Origin of the sequence: Gilliamella sp. wkB171 (assembly GCF_001693755.1) — a bacterium.
GTDB lineage: Bacteria > Pseudomonadota > Gammaproteobacteria > Enterobacterales > Orbaceae > Gilliamella > Gilliamella apicola_F.
The window spans coordinates 64,879-83,898 of sequence record NZ_LYST01000055.1; the positions used below are offsets into that span (position 1 = coordinate 64,879).

General features: G+C 35.3%; 20 protein-coding genes. 9 read left to right on the plus strand and 11 right to left on the minus strand.

Annotation, left to right across the window (positions count from 1 at the left end):
• Positions 1 to 32: 32 nt before the first annotated feature.
• Positions 33 to 545: a peptide deformylase gene (def, locus tag A9G03_RS11455; RefSeq protein ID WP_065633774.1), complete on the minus strand. Its 513-nt coding sequence runs from the start codon at positions 543 to 545 to the stop codon at positions 33 to 35.
• A 159-nt stretch (positions 546 to 704) separates the two neighbouring features.
• Between def and dprA the strand changes: the two genes are divergently transcribed.
• Positions 705 to 1,799 carry a DNA-processing protein DprA gene (dprA, locus tag A9G03_RS11460; RefSeq protein ID WP_065799270.1) on the plus strand — a complete coding sequence of 365 codons (1,095 nt, stop codon included), beginning with the start codon at positions 705 to 707 and terminating at the stop codon, positions 1,797 to 1,799.
• Between the two features lie 84 nt (positions 1,800 to 1,883).
• Here dprA and rraA read toward each other — a convergent pair whose 3' ends face one another.
• The 5 genes from rraA to A9G03_RS11485 all read right to left on the minus strand — a co-directional run bounded on the left by rraA (position 1,884) and on the right by A9G03_RS11485 (position 6,717).
• Positions 1,884 to 2,375 (minus strand): ribonuclease E activity regulator RraA, encoded by a 492-nt coding sequence (rraA, locus tag A9G03_RS11465; RefSeq protein ID WP_065633812.1) that lies wholly within the window; start codon positions 2,373 to 2,375, stop codon positions 1,884 to 1,886.
• Between the two features lie 85 nt (positions 2,376 to 2,460).
• Entirely contained in the window at positions 2,461 to 3,357 is an 897-nt protein-coding gene (locus tag A9G03_RS11470) for a 1,4-dihydroxy-2-naphthoate polyprenyltransferase (protein WP_065799271.1), read from the minus strand.
• A 78-nt stretch (positions 3,358 to 3,435) separates the two neighbouring features.
• Complete coding sequence (locus A9G03_RS11475) at positions 3,436 to 4,566, minus strand: ABC transporter permease (RefSeq protein WP_065633813.1); 1,131 nt, start codon at positions 4,564 to 4,566, stop codon at positions 3,436 to 3,438.
• A 58-nt stretch (positions 4,567 to 4,624) separates the two neighbouring features.
• Positions 4,625 to 5,764: an ABC transporter permease gene (locus tag A9G03_RS11480; protein WP_065633777.1), complete on the minus strand. Its 1,140-nt coding sequence runs from the start codon at positions 5,762 to 5,764 to the stop codon at positions 4,625 to 4,627.
• A complete protein-coding gene (locus A9G03_RS11485; protein ID WP_065633778.1) occupies positions 5,746 to 6,717 on the minus strand; it encodes an HlyD family secretion protein in 972 nt (323 codons plus the stop codon). The genes A9G03_RS11480 and A9G03_RS11485 overlap by 19 nt, the downstream gene beginning before the upstream one ends.
• A 338-nt stretch (positions 6,718 to 7,055) precedes the next feature.
• Between A9G03_RS11485 and A9G03_RS11490 the strand changes: the two genes are divergently transcribed.
• Both A9G03_RS11490 and A9G03_RS11495 read left to right on the plus strand, forming a co-directional pair.
• Complete coding sequence (locus A9G03_RS11490; RefSeq protein WP_065799272.1) at positions 7,056 to 8,345, plus strand: NAD(P)/FAD-dependent oxidoreductase; 1,290 nt, start codon at positions 7,056 to 7,058, stop codon at positions 8,343 to 8,345.
• A 103-nt stretch (positions 8,346 to 8,448) separates the two neighbouring features.
• Positions 8,449 to 9,048 carry a YiiX family permuted papain-like enzyme gene (locus A9G03_RS11495; RefSeq protein ID WP_065799273.1) on the plus strand — a complete coding sequence of 200 codons (600 nt, stop codon included), beginning with the start codon at positions 8,449 to 8,451 and terminating at the stop codon, positions 9,046 to 9,048.
• A gap of 2 nt (positions 9,049 to 9,050) precedes the next feature.
• On the opposite strand, the gene rnhB is transcribed toward A9G03_RS11495, so the two are convergent.
• Genes rnhB through fabZ form a run of 4 tightly spaced genes read right to left on the minus strand, consistent with a single transcriptional unit; the run spans position 9,051 to position 12,058 of the window.
• Positions 9,051 to 9,641 carry a ribonuclease HII gene (rnhB, locus tag A9G03_RS11500; protein ID WP_065799274.1) on the minus strand — a complete coding sequence of 197 codons (591 nt, stop codon included), beginning with the start codon at positions 9,639 to 9,641 and terminating at the stop codon, positions 9,051 to 9,053.
• A complete protein-coding gene (lpxB, locus tag A9G03_RS11505; RefSeq protein ID WP_065799275.1) occupies positions 9,635 to 10,789 on the minus strand; it encodes a lipid-A-disaccharide synthase in 1,155 nt (384 codons plus the stop codon). The genes rnhB and lpxB overlap by 7 nt, the downstream gene beginning before the upstream one ends.
• The gene (lpxA, locus tag A9G03_RS11510) at positions 10,789 to 11,568 is read right to left on the minus strand and encodes an acyl-ACP--UDP-N-acetylglucosamine O-acyltransferase (protein WP_065633782.1); all 780 of its coding nucleotides are present in this window, start codon (positions 11,566 to 11,568) and stop codon (positions 10,789 to 10,791) included. The genes lpxB and lpxA overlap by 1 nt, the downstream gene beginning before the upstream one ends.
• A gap of 43 nt (positions 11,569 to 11,611) precedes the next feature.
• Complete coding sequence (gene fabZ / locus A9G03_RS11515) at positions 11,612 to 12,058, minus strand: 3-hydroxyacyl-ACP dehydratase FabZ (RefSeq protein ID WP_065558097.1); 447 nt, start codon at positions 12,056 to 12,058, stop codon at positions 11,612 to 11,614.
• A 230-nt stretch (positions 12,059 to 12,288) separates the two neighbouring features.
• On the opposite strand from fabZ, the gene fkpA reads away from it, so the two are divergent.
• The 3 genes from fkpA to tusC are packed head-to-tail and all read left to right on the plus strand — an operon-like array spanning position 12,289 to position 13,843.
• On the plus strand, positions 12,289 to 13,104 hold the full coding sequence (fkpA, locus tag A9G03_RS11520) for an FKBP-type peptidyl-prolyl cis-trans isomerase (protein WP_065799276.1): 816 nt from the start codon (positions 12,289 to 12,291) through the stop codon (positions 13,102 to 13,104).
• A gap of 1 nt (position 13,105) precedes the next feature.
• Complete coding sequence (gene tusD / locus A9G03_RS11525) at positions 13,106 to 13,474, plus strand: sulfurtransferase complex subunit TusD (RefSeq protein ID WP_065633784.1); 369 nt, start codon at positions 13,106 to 13,108, stop codon at positions 13,472 to 13,474.
• Positions 13,475 to 13,489: 15 nt separating this feature from the next.
• On the plus strand, positions 13,490 to 13,843 hold the full coding sequence (tusC, locus tag A9G03_RS11530) for a sulfurtransferase complex subunit TusC (RefSeq protein ID WP_065799277.1): 354 nt from the start codon (positions 13,490 to 13,492) through the stop codon (positions 13,841 to 13,843).
• A gap of 209 nt (positions 13,844 to 14,052) precedes the next feature.
• On the opposite strand, the gene nagE is transcribed toward tusC, so the two are convergent.
• On the minus strand, positions 14,053 to 15,546 hold the full coding sequence (gene nagE, locus A9G03_RS11535) for an N-acetylglucosamine-specific PTS transporter subunit IIBC (protein ID WP_065799278.1): 1,494 nt from the start codon (positions 15,544 to 15,546) through the stop codon (positions 14,053 to 14,055).
• A 246-nt stretch (positions 15,547 to 15,792) separates the two neighbouring features.
• Between nagE and nagB the strand changes: the two genes are divergently transcribed.
• The 3 genes from nagB to A9G03_RS11550 are packed head-to-tail and all read left to right on the plus strand — an operon-like array spanning position 15,793 to position 19,020.
• Positions 15,793 to 16,599: a glucosamine-6-phosphate deaminase gene (nagB, locus tag A9G03_RS11540; RefSeq protein ID WP_065633787.1), complete on the plus strand. Its 807-nt coding sequence runs from the start codon at positions 15,793 to 15,795 to the stop codon at positions 16,597 to 16,599.
• 11 nt (positions 16,600 to 16,610) lie between these two features.
• A complete protein-coding gene (gene nagA, locus A9G03_RS11545; protein WP_065633788.1) occupies positions 16,611 to 17,753 on the plus strand; it encodes an N-acetylglucosamine-6-phosphate deacetylase in 1,143 nt (380 codons plus the stop codon).
• Positions 17,754 to 17,790: 37 nt separating this feature from the next.
• Positions 17,791 to 19,020: an ROK family protein gene (locus tag A9G03_RS11550; RefSeq protein ID WP_065633789.1), complete on the plus strand. Its 1,230-nt coding sequence runs from the start codon at positions 17,791 to 17,793 to the stop codon at positions 19,018 to 19,020.

Here is a 19,020-nt window from a genome sequence, read left to right on the forward strand (position 1 = left end):
AAAAATGAGCCGCCTTAAAAGGGCGGCTAAACTTATTTATTGCGTTGCTCTTCTCGCGTCAATTTTTTCATTTTTTGTTCAATTCGTTGACGTTTTAATGGTGAAAGGTAATCAACAAATAATTTACCTTTTAAGTGATCCATTTCATGTTGAATACAAATAGCAAATAATTCATCGGCATCAATTTGGTAAGGGTTACCATGACGATCAAGTGCTTTAATTTTAATTTTTTCTGCTCTTGGTACAAATCCACGGCAATCAGGAACTGATAAACAACCTTCTTCAATACCTGTTTCACCTTCTTGACTAATAACCTCTGGATTAATAATGACATAAACTTGACTTTTGTCTTCCGAAACATCAATAACAATAATTTGTTCATGTACATCGACTTGAGTTGCCGCAAGTCCAATACCATTTTCGGCGTACATTGTCTCAATCATATTATCAATGATGGTTTGTAGCTCAGGTGTAAAATTAGTTACAGGTTTTGCAACTTTGCGAAGTCGTTCGTCAGGAAAACGTAATACCGGTAAAATAGCCATAAATTGTTCGATCTACTCCTCATTTGTTAGGTTTTATCAACTTGCTCACATTGTAAACATTTATCTTGGTAATGAATAGCCTTAGTTGGCTATTGATAAAATATATCTTATCAATTCAAGGTAAGGCATCTGTTTTAGATGTGAATCAAGAGGAATGTAATGAGTAAATATGAATTCTTGCTCCGAATTTCAATGCTTGGTCATGGAAAACTGGCTATTTTTAAAAAATTGAGTCAGTTTTTTGTATCTGGTCTACCTAATCAAATTAAGGATGTTCCTTTTTTATTAGAAAAATTAGGCTTAAGCAAAACTCAACAAACACATTGCTTATCTATCTCTTATTTACATTTTGAACCTGTGCTCAATTGGTTAAATAATTCTTGCCCACCCAGATCTTTGATCGCTTATTGTGATTTACACTATCCCGTTTTACTAAAGCAAATCAGTTCGCCCCCTATATTTTTATTTGTAATGGGAAATGCTCAGCTGTTATCTTCCCCCCAAATTGCGATGGTCGGTAGCCGTGAATTTAGTGAATATGGTGCGCAATGGGGGCGATATTTTGCAGGTGAGCTTGCGATTAATGGTTTAACGATAACCAGTGGTTTAGCGCTTGGTTTAGATGCAATTTGCCATCGAGGTGCACTTGAAGTATCGGGTGATACTATAGCAGTTCTTGGTAGTGGCTTAGCTAAGATCGCACCAACATCTAATCTTAAACTCGCGCAAGATATTTTGGCACAAAATGGTGCGTTAGTATCTGAATTTTTGCCCTTTGAAAACGCGAGAGCTGCGTACTTTCCAAGACGTAATCGGATTATAAGTGGATTAAGTTTAGGCACGTTTGTGGTTGAAGCCTCTGAAAAAAGTGGATCGTTAATTACTGCGCGTTATGCTATTGAACAAAATCGTGATGTGTTTGCTTTACCTGGGGATATTGATAATCAAAACTGTAGTGGAACCCATTATTTAATTAAACAAGGTGCCTATTTAGTGACTCAACCTATCGATATTTTAGAACACTATAACAGTTATTTATCAACAATGGTGCGGCAAGAAAAAAAACAACATGATGACAGTATTTTGTATCCCGAAATTTTTGCTGTGATCCATCACCAACCTATAGCTGTTGATGTGATTGCCTCATTAGTTGATTTACCAATTCCAGAGCTAACCAGTAAACTATTAGAGATGGAAATTGCTGGATTAATTATGACAGTAACTGGCGGTTTTATTCGTACAAGAATTCGCTAATACATTTTTATTGTCGCGAATTTTTAGCTAGATTATCTGTTAAGAATAGCTGCCACCGATATGAATCGGTGGTGAATATACTTTTTATTTTTCTTCAATTTCTAATGCAATTTCAGATAGGATAATACCGGTGTTATCGGCATAGACAAAATCACCTGAAAAGAAAGTTACACCGCCAAAGTTAACACGGATATCGACTTCACCCACACCTTGATCTTCTGAGCCGACAGGAATTGCTGCAAGAGCTTGAATACCGATTTCAGCATCAGCAAGGTAATCAACTTGACGAACCGCACCATAAACAATTATGCCTTCCCATTGATTTTGAATAGCAATATCAATTAATTCTGCATCGATTAGTGCTCGTCGAACCGATCCTCCACCATCAATCACCAATATTTTGCCAGTACCATTGGATTGTAAGACTTCGTATAATAAGCCGTTATCTTCAAAACATTTTACTGTTACAGCTTGACCTGAAAATGACGATACACCACCAAAATTGCTGAAAATTGGTTCAACGACGTTAACATCTTCTGGGTAATAATCGCAAAGAATTGAAGTATCAAACTCCATCATCGAGTCTCCTTTTGCATTTTAAATTGTGTTTAGTATAACGCTAACATTGATTAACACGATATAAAATTTAAATAAACGTGAGCTAGCTCAAAATAATACCCAAACAATAAAGTAAATTAGTTAATAAAGCAAGTTTGACCATCTGTATTAACAAAGGTAATGCTTCATTTGAATTGCGATATTGTAAAATTGCATAAATATGTTTGCCATATAGTGGTAAGATTATTAAGAATAATCCACTATAAATAGTGTGTAGTTGATAATAAGAAAACAAGCTAAAAAAGCTTAGAGAACAGAGCAATAACAATATATGGTAATATCGCCCAAAAGTGTTTCCCATCAAGACTACAAGCGTTGTTTTATGATTGAGTCGATCACTGTCGATATCGCGTAAGTTATTAATATTAAGAACCGCTACAGCCAATAAGCCGCTTCCAATAGATGGCAAGATAATCGATACAGATAATAATTTAGTTTGTAAAAAATAACTGCCCATTACCCCAACTAAACCAAAAAAGAGCAATACGGATAAATCACCTAGTGCAATATAACCGTAAGGTTTTTTACCAATAGTGTAAGTGATGGCTGCGATAATCGCCAAAAGTCCTAACAGAATAAAGCTTAATAATTGATAAACACTATTACAGGCTACAATAATTAAAATTAATCCCGATAAGATACATAACAAAATGTTAATCCATAATGCTATCTTTAATTGCTTTAAGGTAATTAAACCTAATTGAATGCCTCGAGCATGTGCGCTGAGATTTTGCTTATCACTCCCTTTAATGGCATCACCATAGTCATTGGCTAAATTAGATAATATCTGTAATAGAGCGGCTGTGGTGATTGAAAACAGCATAATAAATAGATTGAATGCGTGCTGCCAATAAGCTAGCGCATTACCCATTAGAATTGCAGAAAGCGAAAGCACTAATGTTTTTGGACGTAAACTAATAATCCACGGATAACATTTCATTGATATTTAACATGTTATTTAAATTTACTGAATTAGCAGACATCATAACAGTAATTGATATTAACTGCTAATGATGAACTAAGTGAATTTTATTTTTCTAATTTTATCAATATAAGTTCTTTTCATTTTTTTAAAGAATCGTCTTACTTGCCCTTGTCTTAATGCGGCAATAAAAAAACCAAGTGAGCCGTACATCACGCCAAGCATTAAAATCATAAATACATTAAACCAATTATCTGTTAGACCTAATCCCATTTGATTAACGCCCGCGATCATATTGGTTGCCCAAGTTGAGGGTAACATTCTTGAAACTGTCTGCACCCAAAGAGGCATGGCATCAAGCGGCCAAATTGTACCGGATAAGTAAAATACAGGCGTTGTTAAAAATGCCAGTGTTAAATAGATCATTTCTGCTCTACGTAAACACTCGGTCAGTAATTTGCTGAGACCTAAAACTGCAAGCAATAATGGAAATGTCATAATTAAAATTTCAGGTATGTTTGCCAATTGCCTGTATCCTAAAACCCAAGGCCATAAACCAAATAGCACAATTGATAAGAATAACCAAATTGGAATTAAACCGCATAAACTACCTATTACCGCGATTTTGGGTGGTTTTCCTTGAGGCAGTGAGTTTAAAGTTATATTCGTGCGCGTTGAAGCAATTAAAAATGAGTGTTGTAATAACATCACTAATAAACCAGGAAACGTTATTGCAGCAAAGCTAATTCCAGCATTATAAAGAGGCTCAGTTTGACCATTTATTGGTGAAAGAATGACATTGATTTGTTTGTCTGAAAAACCATTATTTCGCATAATTCGGCTATTAAATTCCGTTAATATTTGCTGATAAATGCCCTTTATGTCCACCTGTATTAAGCCATTAGCTAAACGGCTTGAAGCATCACCATAAGCTGGGATTGTCACTTCTTGACCACTTAAGATCCGTTTTTCAAAATCTCGAGGAATGGTGAAAACAGCAAACAGTTTACGATTATTTATATCGTCATAAGCTTCTAATGAACCTTCGTATATAATTGTTTCAATCTTGGAACTGGTATTTAAAGAACGAATAAGGCTACGGCTGGTTGCTGTATGATCTTGATCAACAATTGCTACAGGTAAACTCGTAATCGTACCATTACTATACACTAAGCTCATCAACGAGACAGATACTAACAGCAACAACCACATCGGGCGTATTAGCATAAATAAAAATATTTTTGCAAATGAAGACCAAAATATTTTAACCACCAAATGTTTCCTCTTACTGTGAATGTAGCCGTCTAACTAAGCGTTTTCGAACTAACACTGTAATAATTATTGGGTAAATCATTAAAATACTACAGGTTTTTAGTACTGAAAGATAACTAGAATGCCGCAAAAATAGATCAAACAATTTATTTAGAGCATAGGTTAACGGCTCAAGAGATGAGATAAATCTTGCAATCCAAGGCATCGATAATTCGGGTACAACTACACCAGAATAAGTGAGTGCCAAACCAACCAAGACACCAATATAGGTGTAGGCATCTAAAGAGGTTTTGGTAAATGTGTAGAGCAAAATACCAATACTTTGTGCAGCAATAACATAAAAGAACACCACCACAATCATAGCAAAGGGCGAGCCTGATACGCGAGCATGCGAAAATAGCACCAACATGGCGATTTCAAAAATGAGTAACATGGTATACCAAATGGTATAAGGTGCTAACTTGCCGAGCACAAACGGATAATTTGGACGAGTACGTTTAGGTAGCTGCGCTAAAATATGAATTGTGGTTGTGACTACAAATAGTTGTAACAAATGTACTACAGCAGAGAACTGTTGGAAGTACATAGAGTTGCCGCTAGCATTAAATAGCCCATCATAATTGAAGTTAACTTTTGCCAACGTTGGAACAGGTAAGCCAACACTGGTTGCCATTGTGGTTCGATATTGAGTATTTAATGTGGCAATCAAACCTGAATAATCCATAATTGAATACAGACCTGCACTATAATATAACGCATTATAATAAAGCATAGGCGTAGGTTGACGACCGGCTAATACGTCCGCTTCAAAATTGGGTGGAATATACAAAATGGCATAAATTTTAGCTTTTTGTAAATCACGTTCAGCAATAGAAAGTTGGCTATCATAATTGATAAGATTAGCATGTGCGCCAGCATTGAGATCGCGCACTATTTCACGTGATAAACTACTTTTGTCATTATCAATATAGCCAACTGGCAAATCAAATAATACTCCACGATGGAAGATACTACTGATTAATATGAAAATAATCAGCGGTAAAATCCACATTAGCCAGTGGAAGGTAAACCGTCTAAATATGACTGGTATTTCAGCGTTAAATGCTTGTTTAAAACGCTGCCAAAAGTCTAAAATTAGTTGTCTAATTTCCATAAGGTGCTCATGCCAGCGCGTAAACCTGCAATAGGTGTAGTTGGATAAAGTCTAACTTCAAATGTTTTCAAGTCAAAGTCACCAGTGGCACGAGTTGCGCGTTTAGTTGCGTAATCACCCATAGGCGCGATATAACGAATTTCCGCTTCAACCTCTTTATTACCAAGTGCAGGTACTTCTAATTTAACGTGATCTCCTTTGTGGATATTAGGCATAATATTTTCACGAAGATTAAATACAAAATAGGCTTCGGGTAATCGAATTATGGTTAATAATGGGCTATTTGCATTAAATAACTCGCCAACTTCAGCCGGGATAGAGCCAATTTCACCTTCAACTGGGGCTTTAACTTTCAAGTCATCGTATTGGATTTGTAACTGCTTAAGTTGTTCTTCTGCTTGCTTTAATTGCGCATCATAAATTTGACGTTGTTCAACTCGGTCACCATTTTTGGCCTGATCTAAATTAGCTTGTGCAGATTGAACTTGTTGAAAAGCAGCGTCGCGAGTTTTTAAAGCATTATCTAATATTGATTGAGAGACAAATCCTTTGCTTGAAATGGCTTTATTACGTTCATACTCTTTTGATGCATTGTTGTAATCTACTTTGGCTTGTTTAAGCAGTGCTTCGTAGTAACGAATGCTTTCTTCACGTGTTCCATGTTCTGAAAGTTCGACTTGCGCCTGAGCTTGATCGCGAGCCGCTTCGGCCGCTTTGACTTGCGCTAAAAGCTCAGGACTATCAAGAGTAATAACAATCTGATTAGGCTTAACATCATCGCCTCGATTGACATTGATGACTTGTACCCGGCCTTTCGCTTTTGACGAGATACTGACATTAGGCGCATCAACCTCACCTTGTAATATGAGTTGATTATTGTGTGATCGAATTAAAATTGTCATTGAAATTAAAATAACAATTAATGCAATAATAATAAAAGTTCTTTTATTCATAAATTTTTTAAGAGTGACAGTAATTAGATAAGGCCTAAAGAGTTAGGATAATTGTATGCAATATGGATTTTACATACGTAAATTGTAACTATTCTTTATATTATACGAAATGTGTTTTATTTAAACAACGAAAGCAAGTTCTTTGTTTAAAGAATACGTAAATATTGGCACTTTTATAGATATTATTATTATTTTATTTGGACAATATATAAATTTCAATCATTCTAAACTACTATTTTAATAGATTTTATTTATGAATAAGATTAGTTAAAAGAAATAGATAAAAACCGACTTATTTAGTATGATATTTAAAATTGAAATACTAAGGCCTAAAATTTATGAAAAAAATAATTATTATTGGTGGTGGCGCTGGTGGTTTGGAACTAGCGACAGACCTAGGCGATAAGCTGGGAAAAAGTAATAAAGCACAGATAACGTTGATCGATAAAAATAGTTATCATCTTTGGAAACCACTATTACATGAAGTTGCAACTGGTGTTCTTGATGAACAAGTTGATAATATTTATTACTCTTCTCAAGGGCAAGATCATGGTTTTGGATTTACTCAAGGTACGTTTACCGATATAGATCGTGATAACAAATTAGTTAAAATTATCGACAATAATAATGAAACAACGTCCCTTGCGTATGATTTTTTAGTGATAGCAATTGGTAGCACTTCTAACGATTTTGGTACGCCAGGTGTGAAAGAGCACTGTATCTTTTTAGATGACCAAAATGCGGCAATTAGTTTACGTGAAACCTTAATTTCTAAATTTACCAGTTTTTGCTCTATTATTGATGAGAGCGAAACAAAAGATGAAGATAAAATCCGTATTGCTATCGTTGGTGGTGGCGCAACAGGTGTTGAATTAGCCTCTGAGCTACCTCATATGGTTGAAACTTTCGGTGCTTGTGGACGCAATAAAATGTGTTCTGATTTATTAGATGTTTCGGTAATTGAAGCAACTGATCGAATTCTACCTGCCTTACCAGAAAAAACAGCGGAAAGTATTACTCAAACTTTACAAAAACGCGGTATTCATGTGTTAACTAAAACCATGATTACTAAAGCTGAAAGTGACGGTTTTTACCCTAAAGAAGGGGACGAGATTAAAGCCGACATTATGATCTGGACTGCTGGTGTTAAAGCGCCTGACTTTTTAAAAGAGATTGCCGGTTTAGAATCAAGCCGCTCTAATCAGTTGGTCGTCAAACCGACATTACAAACTACGCGCGATGATAGTATTTTTGTTATTGGTGATTGTGCTTATGCTATGCAAGATAACGGCCATGCATCTCCTCCTACCGCGCAAGCTGCACATCAAATGGCAAAAGTGTGTTATGAAAACATTGTTAACTTGTTTAATAATCAACCAATGAAGTCATTTAAATATTCTGACAAAGGTACCATAATTTCGTTGCACGATACTGCACAAGGAGTGGTTAAATTGGGCAGTAAAAGTGAAATGAGTGTTAAAGGCTTTTTAGCGTTAATGATTCATCGATTACTTTATCGTACACATCAGGCGAGTTTACTTGGCATATTTAAAACCATTCGGTTTGCTAGCGCAAGTAAAGTGATGTATAAAGCTAAAGCGTCGTCGATTTTTACTAATCGAGATTAGTTTTTACATAAGAACATATAGCTACTTATAAGAATAAAAATTATAAGTAGCTATTTTTTTATATAATTTAGGCTAATTAGTTTAGTTATTTGGGTTTTTATTTATGCGTTTTGTTTCAGTACTTGTGTTATTATTAATCAGTTTTATTTGTGTTGCTGACTACAAACCTCAAGATGGGGATATTATCTTTCAATCTTCTCAATCCCGTCAAAGTCTTGCTGTTCAACAAGCCACTAACTCACCTTATAGTCATATGGGAATAATTTTTATTAAAAATGGAAAACCTTATGTCTTTGAAGCGGCAAATAAAGTGGTCTATACACCGTTTGATAAATGGATAAATCGAGGAAAAAATAGAAAATATATAATTAAACGTCTAAAAGATCACCCTTTATCACAGCAAGAAATTTCTCATTTAAAACAAGTTGCTCATTCATTTGAAAATAAGCCTTACGATATTTGGTTTGGTTGGGATGATACATATATTTATTGTTCTGAATTAGTTTGGAAAATTTATGACCGAGCATTAGCGTTGAAAATTGGACAATTACAAAGAATTAAAGATTTTAATCTTTCAGCACCAGCAGTTAAACAAAAACTAACTGAACGTTATGGAGATAAGATCCCTTATTCAGAAAAAGTGATTTCGCCTGTTGCTATGTTTAACTCGCCATTATTGGTCACTGTTGATAAGCATTGGTAGTGTTAAACTAACAGTAATTTTTTTATCGGAGCAAAGCTTTTTCGGTATAAGTGATTAATACCATGCGCTTCAATGGCAGTTAAATGGGCTTTAGTTGGATAGCCTTTATGCTGAGCCAGTCCATATTGTGGATACAATTTGTCTAATTCAACCATTTCACGATCACGCGTCACTTTTGCAAGAATCGACGCAGCACTAATTTCAGCAACAAGTAAATCACCTTTAACCACAGCTTGCGTTTGAATGCCGAATTTAGGACAACGGTTACCATCTACCAAAACAAAATTGGGTTTAATCGGTAATCCGTCTACAGCTCGTTGCATAGCTAACATGGTAGCGTGTAAGATGTTTAACTTGTCTATTTCTTCAACAGATGCTCTTGCAATACACCAAGCTAATGCATTTTCTTTAATAATGTCAAATAGCTGTTCGCGTTTTTTTTCTGACAGTTTTTTTGAGTCTGTTAATCCCTTAATCGGTTTATTGGGATCTAAAATAACCGCTGCGGTAACGACATCGCCGCATAATGGTCCTCGTCCAACTTCATCAACACCGGCAATTAATGTGGCATCAGGGTAAATAAATTCTAACAACAAGGTGAGTCCTCTAAAACATCAAGTACTGCTTGAGCGGCTTGTTCATCGGCATTACAACGAATTTGCTTATGTAACGATAAAAAGGTTGCTTTCAATTCCGTATTATCACTCTCTAAGAGAGGAATAACGTGATTAGCGATATTTTCGGGTGTACAGTCATGCTGAAGTAATTCAGGTACGATCGCTTTACCGGCTAAAATGTTAGGTAATGAAACATAAGGTGTTTTGATTAATTTTTTAGCTAGCCAAAACGTAAAGGCTTTCATTTTATACCCAACCACCATTGGACATTTAGCCAACATACATTCTAAAGCAACCGTCCCTGATGCTAAAATAGCTGCATTACTTGCAATCATTGCTTCACGCGCCTGACCATCGAATAATTGAACCTTAAGATTAGGGGCGATTTGTGCTTTAATTTGTTCAAACTCTTGTCGCCTTTTTGAATTAGCTAAAGGCACAACAATATGTAAATCTGGAAAACGTTGCTGTAGCAACTGAGCAGCTTGTAAAAAAGGTGCCGATAATAGCGTGACTTCAGCATGACGGCTTCCTGGTAATAGCGCTAAGCAACGATTATTAAGTGGGATGCCTAATTGTTGGCGCATTGCGAATTGATCGGGTATTAAAGGGATATCATCCGCCATTTTATGACCAATAAAACGACACGGCACATCAAACTTGTCATAAAACGCTTTTTCGAACGGTAAAAAGACCAAAATCAGATTTGTATTACGTTTGATCTTAAATACGCGTTTTTGTTTCCATGCCCAAACAGATGGGCTCACATAATGTATGGTTTTGATACCGGCTTGTTTTAGCCTACCTTCTAAAGAGAGATTAAAGTCAGGGGCATCAATACCAATAAAAACATCTGGTTTAAGGGCGATTAAGCGTTTAGTGATATCTTGGCGGATGGATAAAATGCGGCGCAATCTTCCTAATACTTCGACAATTCCCATTACCGATAACTCATCCATTTCATACCAAGCTTGACAGCCTTCGGCTTGCATTTTGGGGCCTGCGATACCGATAAATTGAATATTGGGATGAAGTTTTCTTAAAGCGCAGATTAGACCTGCGCCGAGAATATCGCCAGAGGTTTCGCCGGCAACTAAAGCGACAGTAAAGGGCTTATCTGCCATTAACGAATCATGCCACGAGTTGAACGCGCAAAAAAGTCGACAAATAATTGTACTTCTGGATGCTGTTTTGCGAGTGTTTCAATTTCTATTTTAGCTTCATCTAAACTTAATCCGTTTCGATAAAGAATTTTGTAGCTATTACGAATTGCTTGTAGCGCTTCTTTACTGAATCCACGGCGTTTTAAACCTTCATAATTAACACCATGCGGAGTGGCATGATTACCTTGAGCAATCACATAAGGTGGTACATCTTGCGCAACGCCTGAACAGCCACCTACCATCACGTGTGATCCTATTACACAAAATTGATGTACAGCTGTCATACCACCAATAATGACATAATCGTCTAATTGAACATGCCCACCAAGTGTTGCATTATTGGCTAAAATGCAATGATTTCCAATATGACAATCGTGTGCAATATGGGCATTTATCATAAATAAATTATCACTGCCAATACGCGTTAACTCACCACCTTGAACCGTTCCTCGATGGATAGTCACACTTTCACGAATCATATTACGATCGCCAATTTCCGTGCGAGTTGGCTCACCACGATATTTTAAATCTTGATTAACTTCACCGATTGAAGCAAATTGATAAATTTGGTTATCGTTACCAATTTTAGTATGGCCATTGATGACAACATGTGATTTTAAAAAAGTCCCATTGCCAATTTCAACATTTTCACCAATAAAGCAAAAAGGTCCAATTTTGACGTTATCGCCAATTTTTGCGCCTTTTTCAATTACTGAACTTGGGTGTATTTCCGTTGCCATAGCAGTTCCTTAATACTGTTTTAGGAATATTTTAAAAACCAAGTTATTTACGAGCACACATCATTTCTGCTTCGCAAACCAACTTGCCATCAACAGTTGCAACTCCATGGAATAGTGCAATACCACGACGTTCTTTAATATATTCAACATCAAGCACGATTTGATCACCTGGCACAACCGGTCTTTTAAAGCGAGCTTTATCAATTGATGCAAAATAATAAAGTTGTCCTGGTGATAACTCTTCAATACTTTTAAAAGCTAAAATTCCCGTAGCTTGTGCCATAGCTTCTAAAATTAATACGCCAGGAAAAATCGGTTTATTTGGAAAGTGACCTTGGAAGAAAGGTTCATTAACCGTGACATTTTTAATCGCTTTTAATGTTTTACCTTTTTCATAACTAATCACCCGATCAACCATTAAAAATGGATAACGATGAGGTAATAAACTGATGATTTCTTCAATATCAAGGGTATTAAGTTCGGTAGTCAAAATAGCTATCCTTTTACATTATTTTCTATAAATTTTATACATTATAACTGAGGATGCCACTATCACTCAAGGATGATTTAAATCCCCCGTTTTGTTTAACTATAACTATTATTGCTATATTAATAATAGTTTTATTAAATAAATGATCTGTAAATACTATATTATCCTATATCAAATCATATATAATGATCTGAAAATATAGCTAAAAAGTTCCTAACTTGGAGAGTAGTATGAAATCATTGATTAAAATGACGTTAGTAAGTAGTGCAATTGTATTGGCTTTGGTTGGCTGTGATGATAAAAAAACATCTCAAGAAAAAACACAGCCAGCAACAGATAAAATTACCATTTCAAATGATGCACAAAAAGAAGCTTATGCTTTGGGTTCATCATTTGCAACTTACATGAAAGCAAATTTAGAACAAAATCAAATTAAAGCCGACCAAGATTATATTATTAGTGGCTTTAATGAAACTTTCCGTGATGCATCTCAACTTTCAAAAGATGAAGTAAAAAATGTTTTAGAAGCATTCGGTAAACGTATTCAAGAAGAAAGTAAAGCGCGTTTTGAAAAAGAAAAAGCCGATAATACTGCCGCTGGTGATAAATTCCGTGCTGATTTTGCTAAACAAGATGGCGTTAAACAAACTAAATCTGGATTACTTTATCAAATTCTTAAAGAAGGCTCAGATCGTCATCCAACTGCCGATGACACCGTTATTGTTCACTATACTGGAACATTAACTGATGGACGTAAATTCGATAGTTCTTATGACCGTGGTGAAACAGCAACATTCCCATTAAGCGGTGTTATTAAAGGTTGGACAGAAGGAATTCAATTAATTGGTGTTGGTGGTAAAATTAAGTTGGTTGTGCCACCTGATTTAGCTTATGGTGATCAAAGCTTCCCTGGACAAGGTGATAAAGCTTCAATTCAACCTGGTTCAACATTAATTTTTGAAGTTGAGTTACTTGGTATAGATAATGGTGATGCTAATAGCGAAAACCAAAATACTCAATCAGCCCAACCAAAGGCAACAAACTAATTTGAGTAATTCATTAAGTTACACTCTTGTCGTTTTGGGTCCCGCTTATGGGACCCAATCTGCTTATTGTGCCTATCAATTTGCACAATCACTATTAAGTCAAACTTCTTATCGTATTGAAAATATCTTTTTCTATGGCGATGGCGTGTATAATGCTAACGATTATACCGATCCGGCAAATGATGAATTTAATTTAATTTCAGCTTGGCAACAATTAGCGGAAAAATATGCCTTAAAGTTAGGTGTTTGTGTCGCTGCTGCACAAAGGCGAGGTGTGACTAAAAATAATCTTGCGCAATATTTTGAATTAACCGGGCTAGGAGAGCTAAGTGAATCAATGGCGATTTCAGATCGGACTATTCAATTTTAACTTAAGGTTATTGCAATGAAGAAAATTGCCATTATTATTAGCTCTTTACCTCATGGTGATGCTAAAGGTCGAGAAGCACTTGATATTGCACTTGCTGCATCGGCTATAAACGCTATTTCGGTACTATTTATTGACGATGGGGTATTTCATTTATTGCCAAATCAGTATCCTGATAAAATTTTAATGCGCGATTATATTGCTACTTTTAACCTGTTAGAGCTTTATGATATTGATGATGTTTATGTTTGTCAGTCTGCGTTAAACTCACGAAATCTAACTAATATCAACTTAAATATTCCACATAAAGTACTTGATGCAACATCTTTAAAAAAATTATTAGCTAGTCAAGATGTGGTTTTACGGTTTTAATTATCAAAACTAAAACACAAATCAGTTTTAACTCTACCCACTGTTTAGATCTTTATTACTTCTATTTGATATATTGAATGTGTATAGATGTTTTTATAACAAAATACTAATGATATAAGTTATTAATCCAACCTATTACTTTGCTAACCTCAGTAATAGGTTGGATTATTTTTATTAAAATAACTTATAGAAATTGAGTGATAACTCGGTTAGACCAATTTTTTCATTTGATCGGCAATTTTTTCAGCTTGCTGTCCAACCACAATTTGCACACCTGTTTTACCTAATTTAATTACTGCCATTGCACCAAGTGCTTTTGCTGCTTGTTCATCAATTAAGTCAGAATCATTAACACTTAGGCGTAAACGAGTAATACATGAGTCAATATTGGTTAAGTTTTCTTTACCACCAACAACAAATAAATATTCCTGTGCAAGTTGAGATGCATCGCTAATAGCAAGTCCTGATTGTGAATCTTGGCTATTTGTCGTTACTGTTTCATCATCTTCACGACCTGGTGTTTTAAGATTGAATTTAACAATCACAAAACGGAATACAACATAGTAGACAACAAAGAACACTAAACCTTGTAATATCAACATATACCAATGTACAGCTAAAGGATTGCGGCTGGATAACAGCATATCGATTAAACCTGCACTAAAGCCAAAGCCAGCTATCCATTGCATGGTTGCAGCGATAAATAGTGAAATTCCAGTTAAAATAGCATGGATTACATAAAGTAAAGGTGCTACAAACATAAAAGCAAATTCTAAAGGTTCAGTAACCCCAGTGAAAAATGCGGCAAATGAAGCGGCTAACATGATCGATGCGGTTTTATCTTTGTTGCCTTTTTTAGCTGTATGATACATGGCTAATGCTGCGCCTGGTAAACCAAACATCATAATTGGGAAAAATCCTGCTTGATAGCGACCGGTAATACCAATGGTTGCTAATCCATCATCAATTGATTTTTGTCCACCAAGGAAGGTTGGTATATCATTGATGCCAGCTACATCAAACCAAAATACCGAGTTAAGTGCGTGGTGTAAGCCGACCGGAATTAACAAACGGTTAAAGAAGCCATAAATACCCGCTCCAATAGAGCCTAAATCTTTAATGTATTTACCAAAAGCAACTAATGCATCATAAATAGATGGCCAAATAAAATATAAAACAGCAGAAACTAATAGCATGACGATAGAAACAATAATAGGAACTAATCGTTTACCACTAAAAAAAGCTAACGCTTTATGTAATTCAACAGAACTGAATCGGTTATATAATTCAGCTGCAATAATACCAACTAAAATACCAACAAACTGATTATTAATTTTTTTAAATGCAGGAGAAATTTGAGATTGCCAACCATCAACACTGGTATCAATACCATTAAATAATGCAATAGAACTTGGTGAAAGTAATGTTGTGACAACTAAAAAACCGACTAATCCTGATAATGCAGCTGCACCATCTTTATCTTTTGACATACCATAAGCGACACCTATAGCAAATAGGATTGGCATGTTTTCAATAATTGCACCACCAGATTTTATTAAAAAGGCAGCAATAATGCTATTTTGTCCCCAGCCATTTGGATCAATCCAGTAGCCTATACCAAGCAATATTGCCGCCGCAGGTAATACTGCCACCGGCACCATTAATGAACGCCCAATGCGTTGTAAATAAGCTAAAATTCCCATAAGTTAACCTCACATATTGTTAAACAATATCTAAAAAAGTTAAGTTAAAAACAGTTGTTAGATATTAGTTGTTATTTTTTTATATTTGATATTATATTATTTTACTTCGCAAATTAATTATTTAATTTTTGTGATTTTTGTCACTAATTTTTTTGATTAAATACTTTAATATAGTAAAATATAGTCAACATATTTTACTTTAAAAAAAAAGAAGTTATTTTATTATATCAGAAGAGGTAGTAGCACATGAGACTTATTCCTTTAGAAAATGCGCAACAAGTTGGCGCTTGGGTTGCACAGCGTATTGTTAATAAAATTAATCAATTTAAACCGACAGCGGATCGTCCGTTTTTATTAGGCTTACCAACCGGTAGTTCACCTTTAGTTATGTATCAACAATTAATCAAACATTATCAGGCAGGTCATGTCAGTTTTAAACATGTTGTTACCTTTAACATGGATGAATATGTTGGGTTACCGGAAGATCACCCTCAAAGTTACCACACGTTTATGCATGAAAATTTCTTCAACCATATTGATATTGATAAAAACAACATCCATATATTAAACGGTAATGCGCCAGATATCGATCAAGAATGCCGTGAATATGAAGAAAAAATTAAATCTTACGGTAAAATTAATATTTTCGTTGGTGGTGTGGGTCAAGATGGACATATCGCATTTAACGAACCAGGCTCTTCACTTTGTTCAAGAACACGGATTAAAACTTTAACTGAAGATACCATTATTGCTAATTCTCGCTTTTTTAATAATGATAAAAATCAAGTACCAAAACACGCACTGACTATTGGTGTTGCAACATTAATGGATGCACAAGAGGTAATTTTACTTGTTTGTGGTCATAATAAGAGTTTAGCACTACAAGCAGGTGTTGAAGGTTCAATTAATCATTTATGGACTGTGACTGCATTACAAATGCACCCAGCATCAATTATTGTTTGTGATGAGCCAAGTACTGATGATCTTAAAGTCAAAACCTTAAAATATTTTAAACAGATGGAAGCAGATAATCTTAAAATAACTGTTTTATAAAGGATAACTCAATGTACGCATTAACAAATTGTCGTATTTATACTGGTTATGAAATTCTTGAAAATCACGCCGTTATTATTGACGGCGATAAGATTAGCAAAGTTTGTAAACAAGAACAATTGCCAGCTGGCATCACTATTGATGATTTACAAGGTGCCATTGTTGCACCGGGTCTTATTGATATTCAAGTCAATGGTTGTGGTGGAGTGCAGTTTAATGAATCACTTGATGCTTTAAGTGTTAAAACACTAGAAGCAATGCAAGCAACAAACCTTGTTCATGGTTGTACCAGTTATTTACCGACTTTAATTACTTCAACAGATGAATTTATGATAAAAGCGGTAAATGTTATGCGTGAATATTTAGCCACGCATCCTAACCAAGCTTTGGGATTACATCTTGAAGGACCTTATATCAATCCAGAAAAGAAAGGTATTCATGATCCTAATATTATTCGTCAACCGTCGCAAAAAATGATTGATTTTCTTTGCGAAAATGCTGATGTGATTAAAATTATTACCCTTGCACCAGAAAAAGTTGAAAGTCATTTTATTCAACAGTTGGTTAATGCTGGTATTCATGTATCAGTTGGCCATTCTAATGCCCATTATGATGATTGTCGTCGAGGATTTAATGACGGTATTCGTTTAGGGACGCATCTATTTAATGCTATGCCTTATATTTCTGGGCGAGAACCGGGTGTAGTTGGTGCAATTTATGATGAGCCAGAGGTTTATGTCGGCATTATTGCTGATGGTCATCATGTGAGCTGGGCTAATATTCGTAATAGCCATAAAATAAAACAAGACCATTTAATTTTAATAACTGATGCGATGTTACTTGCTGGTTCAAATTTAACTTCGGGCGTGTTTGCTGGAAAAACTATCTATTATAAAGATGGACGTTGCGTTGATGAAAATGGCACATTAGGTGGATCAGCGCTTACCATGATTGAGGCGGTAAAAAACGCAGTTGAATATGTGGGCATTGCATTGGACGAGGCATTAAGAATGGCAACGCTTTATCCTGCAAAAGCAATAGGTGTAGATAAACAACTGGGTACGATTAATGCAGGTAAAATAGCCAATCTTGTTGTTTTTAATCGTGACTTTAGAATAATTAAAACGGTTGTTAATGGGGTGATGACCCGCTAGAATGTCAGATAACGAATGAAATTATCTGAGTTAATCTATGACATTTAATTATCTAAACTTAGTTGGCAACGCTGAGCTAATCAAGCAACTTAATTATGCAATGATTTATCGTTTGATTGTTCAGCAAGCGCCAATTTCTCGAATACAACTTGCGGAAATTAGTCAGCTAGCCCCTGCCAGTATCACAAAAATCACCCGCCAACTGCTTAAAAATAGATTGATTAAAGAAGTTGATGCACAACAATCAACAGGCGGACGTCCTGCTGTTTCTATACAAGCTAAGTTTAGTTATTATCAAACTATTGGCGTACAATTAAGTCGTTCACATGTCACTATTGAACTTTATGATTTAGGTGCGCATAGTATAGCGTTAGAAGTTTATCCGTTAACCGCTTTTACTGAGCAAGAAGTGCAAGACTATCTTGTTGCTTTACTTAAAGAATTTATTCATAAAAATAGTAAAAAAGTGAAACGTTTGATAGCCATATCGGTTGTACTGCCTGGTTTGATCGACTCCGTACGAGGTATTGTTCGGTACGCTCCGCATATTCAAGTCAAAGAGTGGCATTTAGGTGAAGTATTACATCGTGAGTTTAATGTCACTATCTTTTTAGGCAATGATATTCAAAGTTTAGCGCTTGCTGAAAGTTATTTTGGTACCACACAAGATGTGGATGATTCAATATTGATACGTGTTCATCGAGGAGTTGGATCAGGCGTGATTGTTAATCAACAATTATTAACCAATCACAATCAAAGTGCTTGTGAAGTGGGTCATATTCAGGTTGATACACTAGGGGAACGTTGTCATTGTGGTAATTTTGGTTGTTTAGAAAATCGAGTTGTAAATAACGCTATAGAGCGCCGAGCTAAACAGATGATCGAACAAGGATACCCGACTAAATTAACGCTTACTGAGTGTAATATTGCAAATATTTGCAGTTGTGCTAATCAAGGCGATGAACTAGCTATTAAATTAGTTAAAGACGCAGGTGAAAATTTGGGGCGAGCTGTCGCAATTATGGTAAATATATTTAACCCACAACGTATTGTACTCGCTGGGGAATTAACCAAATCACCAGAAATTTTGTTAAATGCTGTAAATAGTGCATTAAATGCTCAGAGTTTAGAGGGATTAAGAAAAAACCTCACCATTAATTGTTCAGCGTTAAATGATTGTTCAGCTATAGGCGCTTTTGCTCTTATTCAACAAGCATTATTTAATGGTTCGTTATTAATGACATTAGTTGAAGATAGTGAACAATAG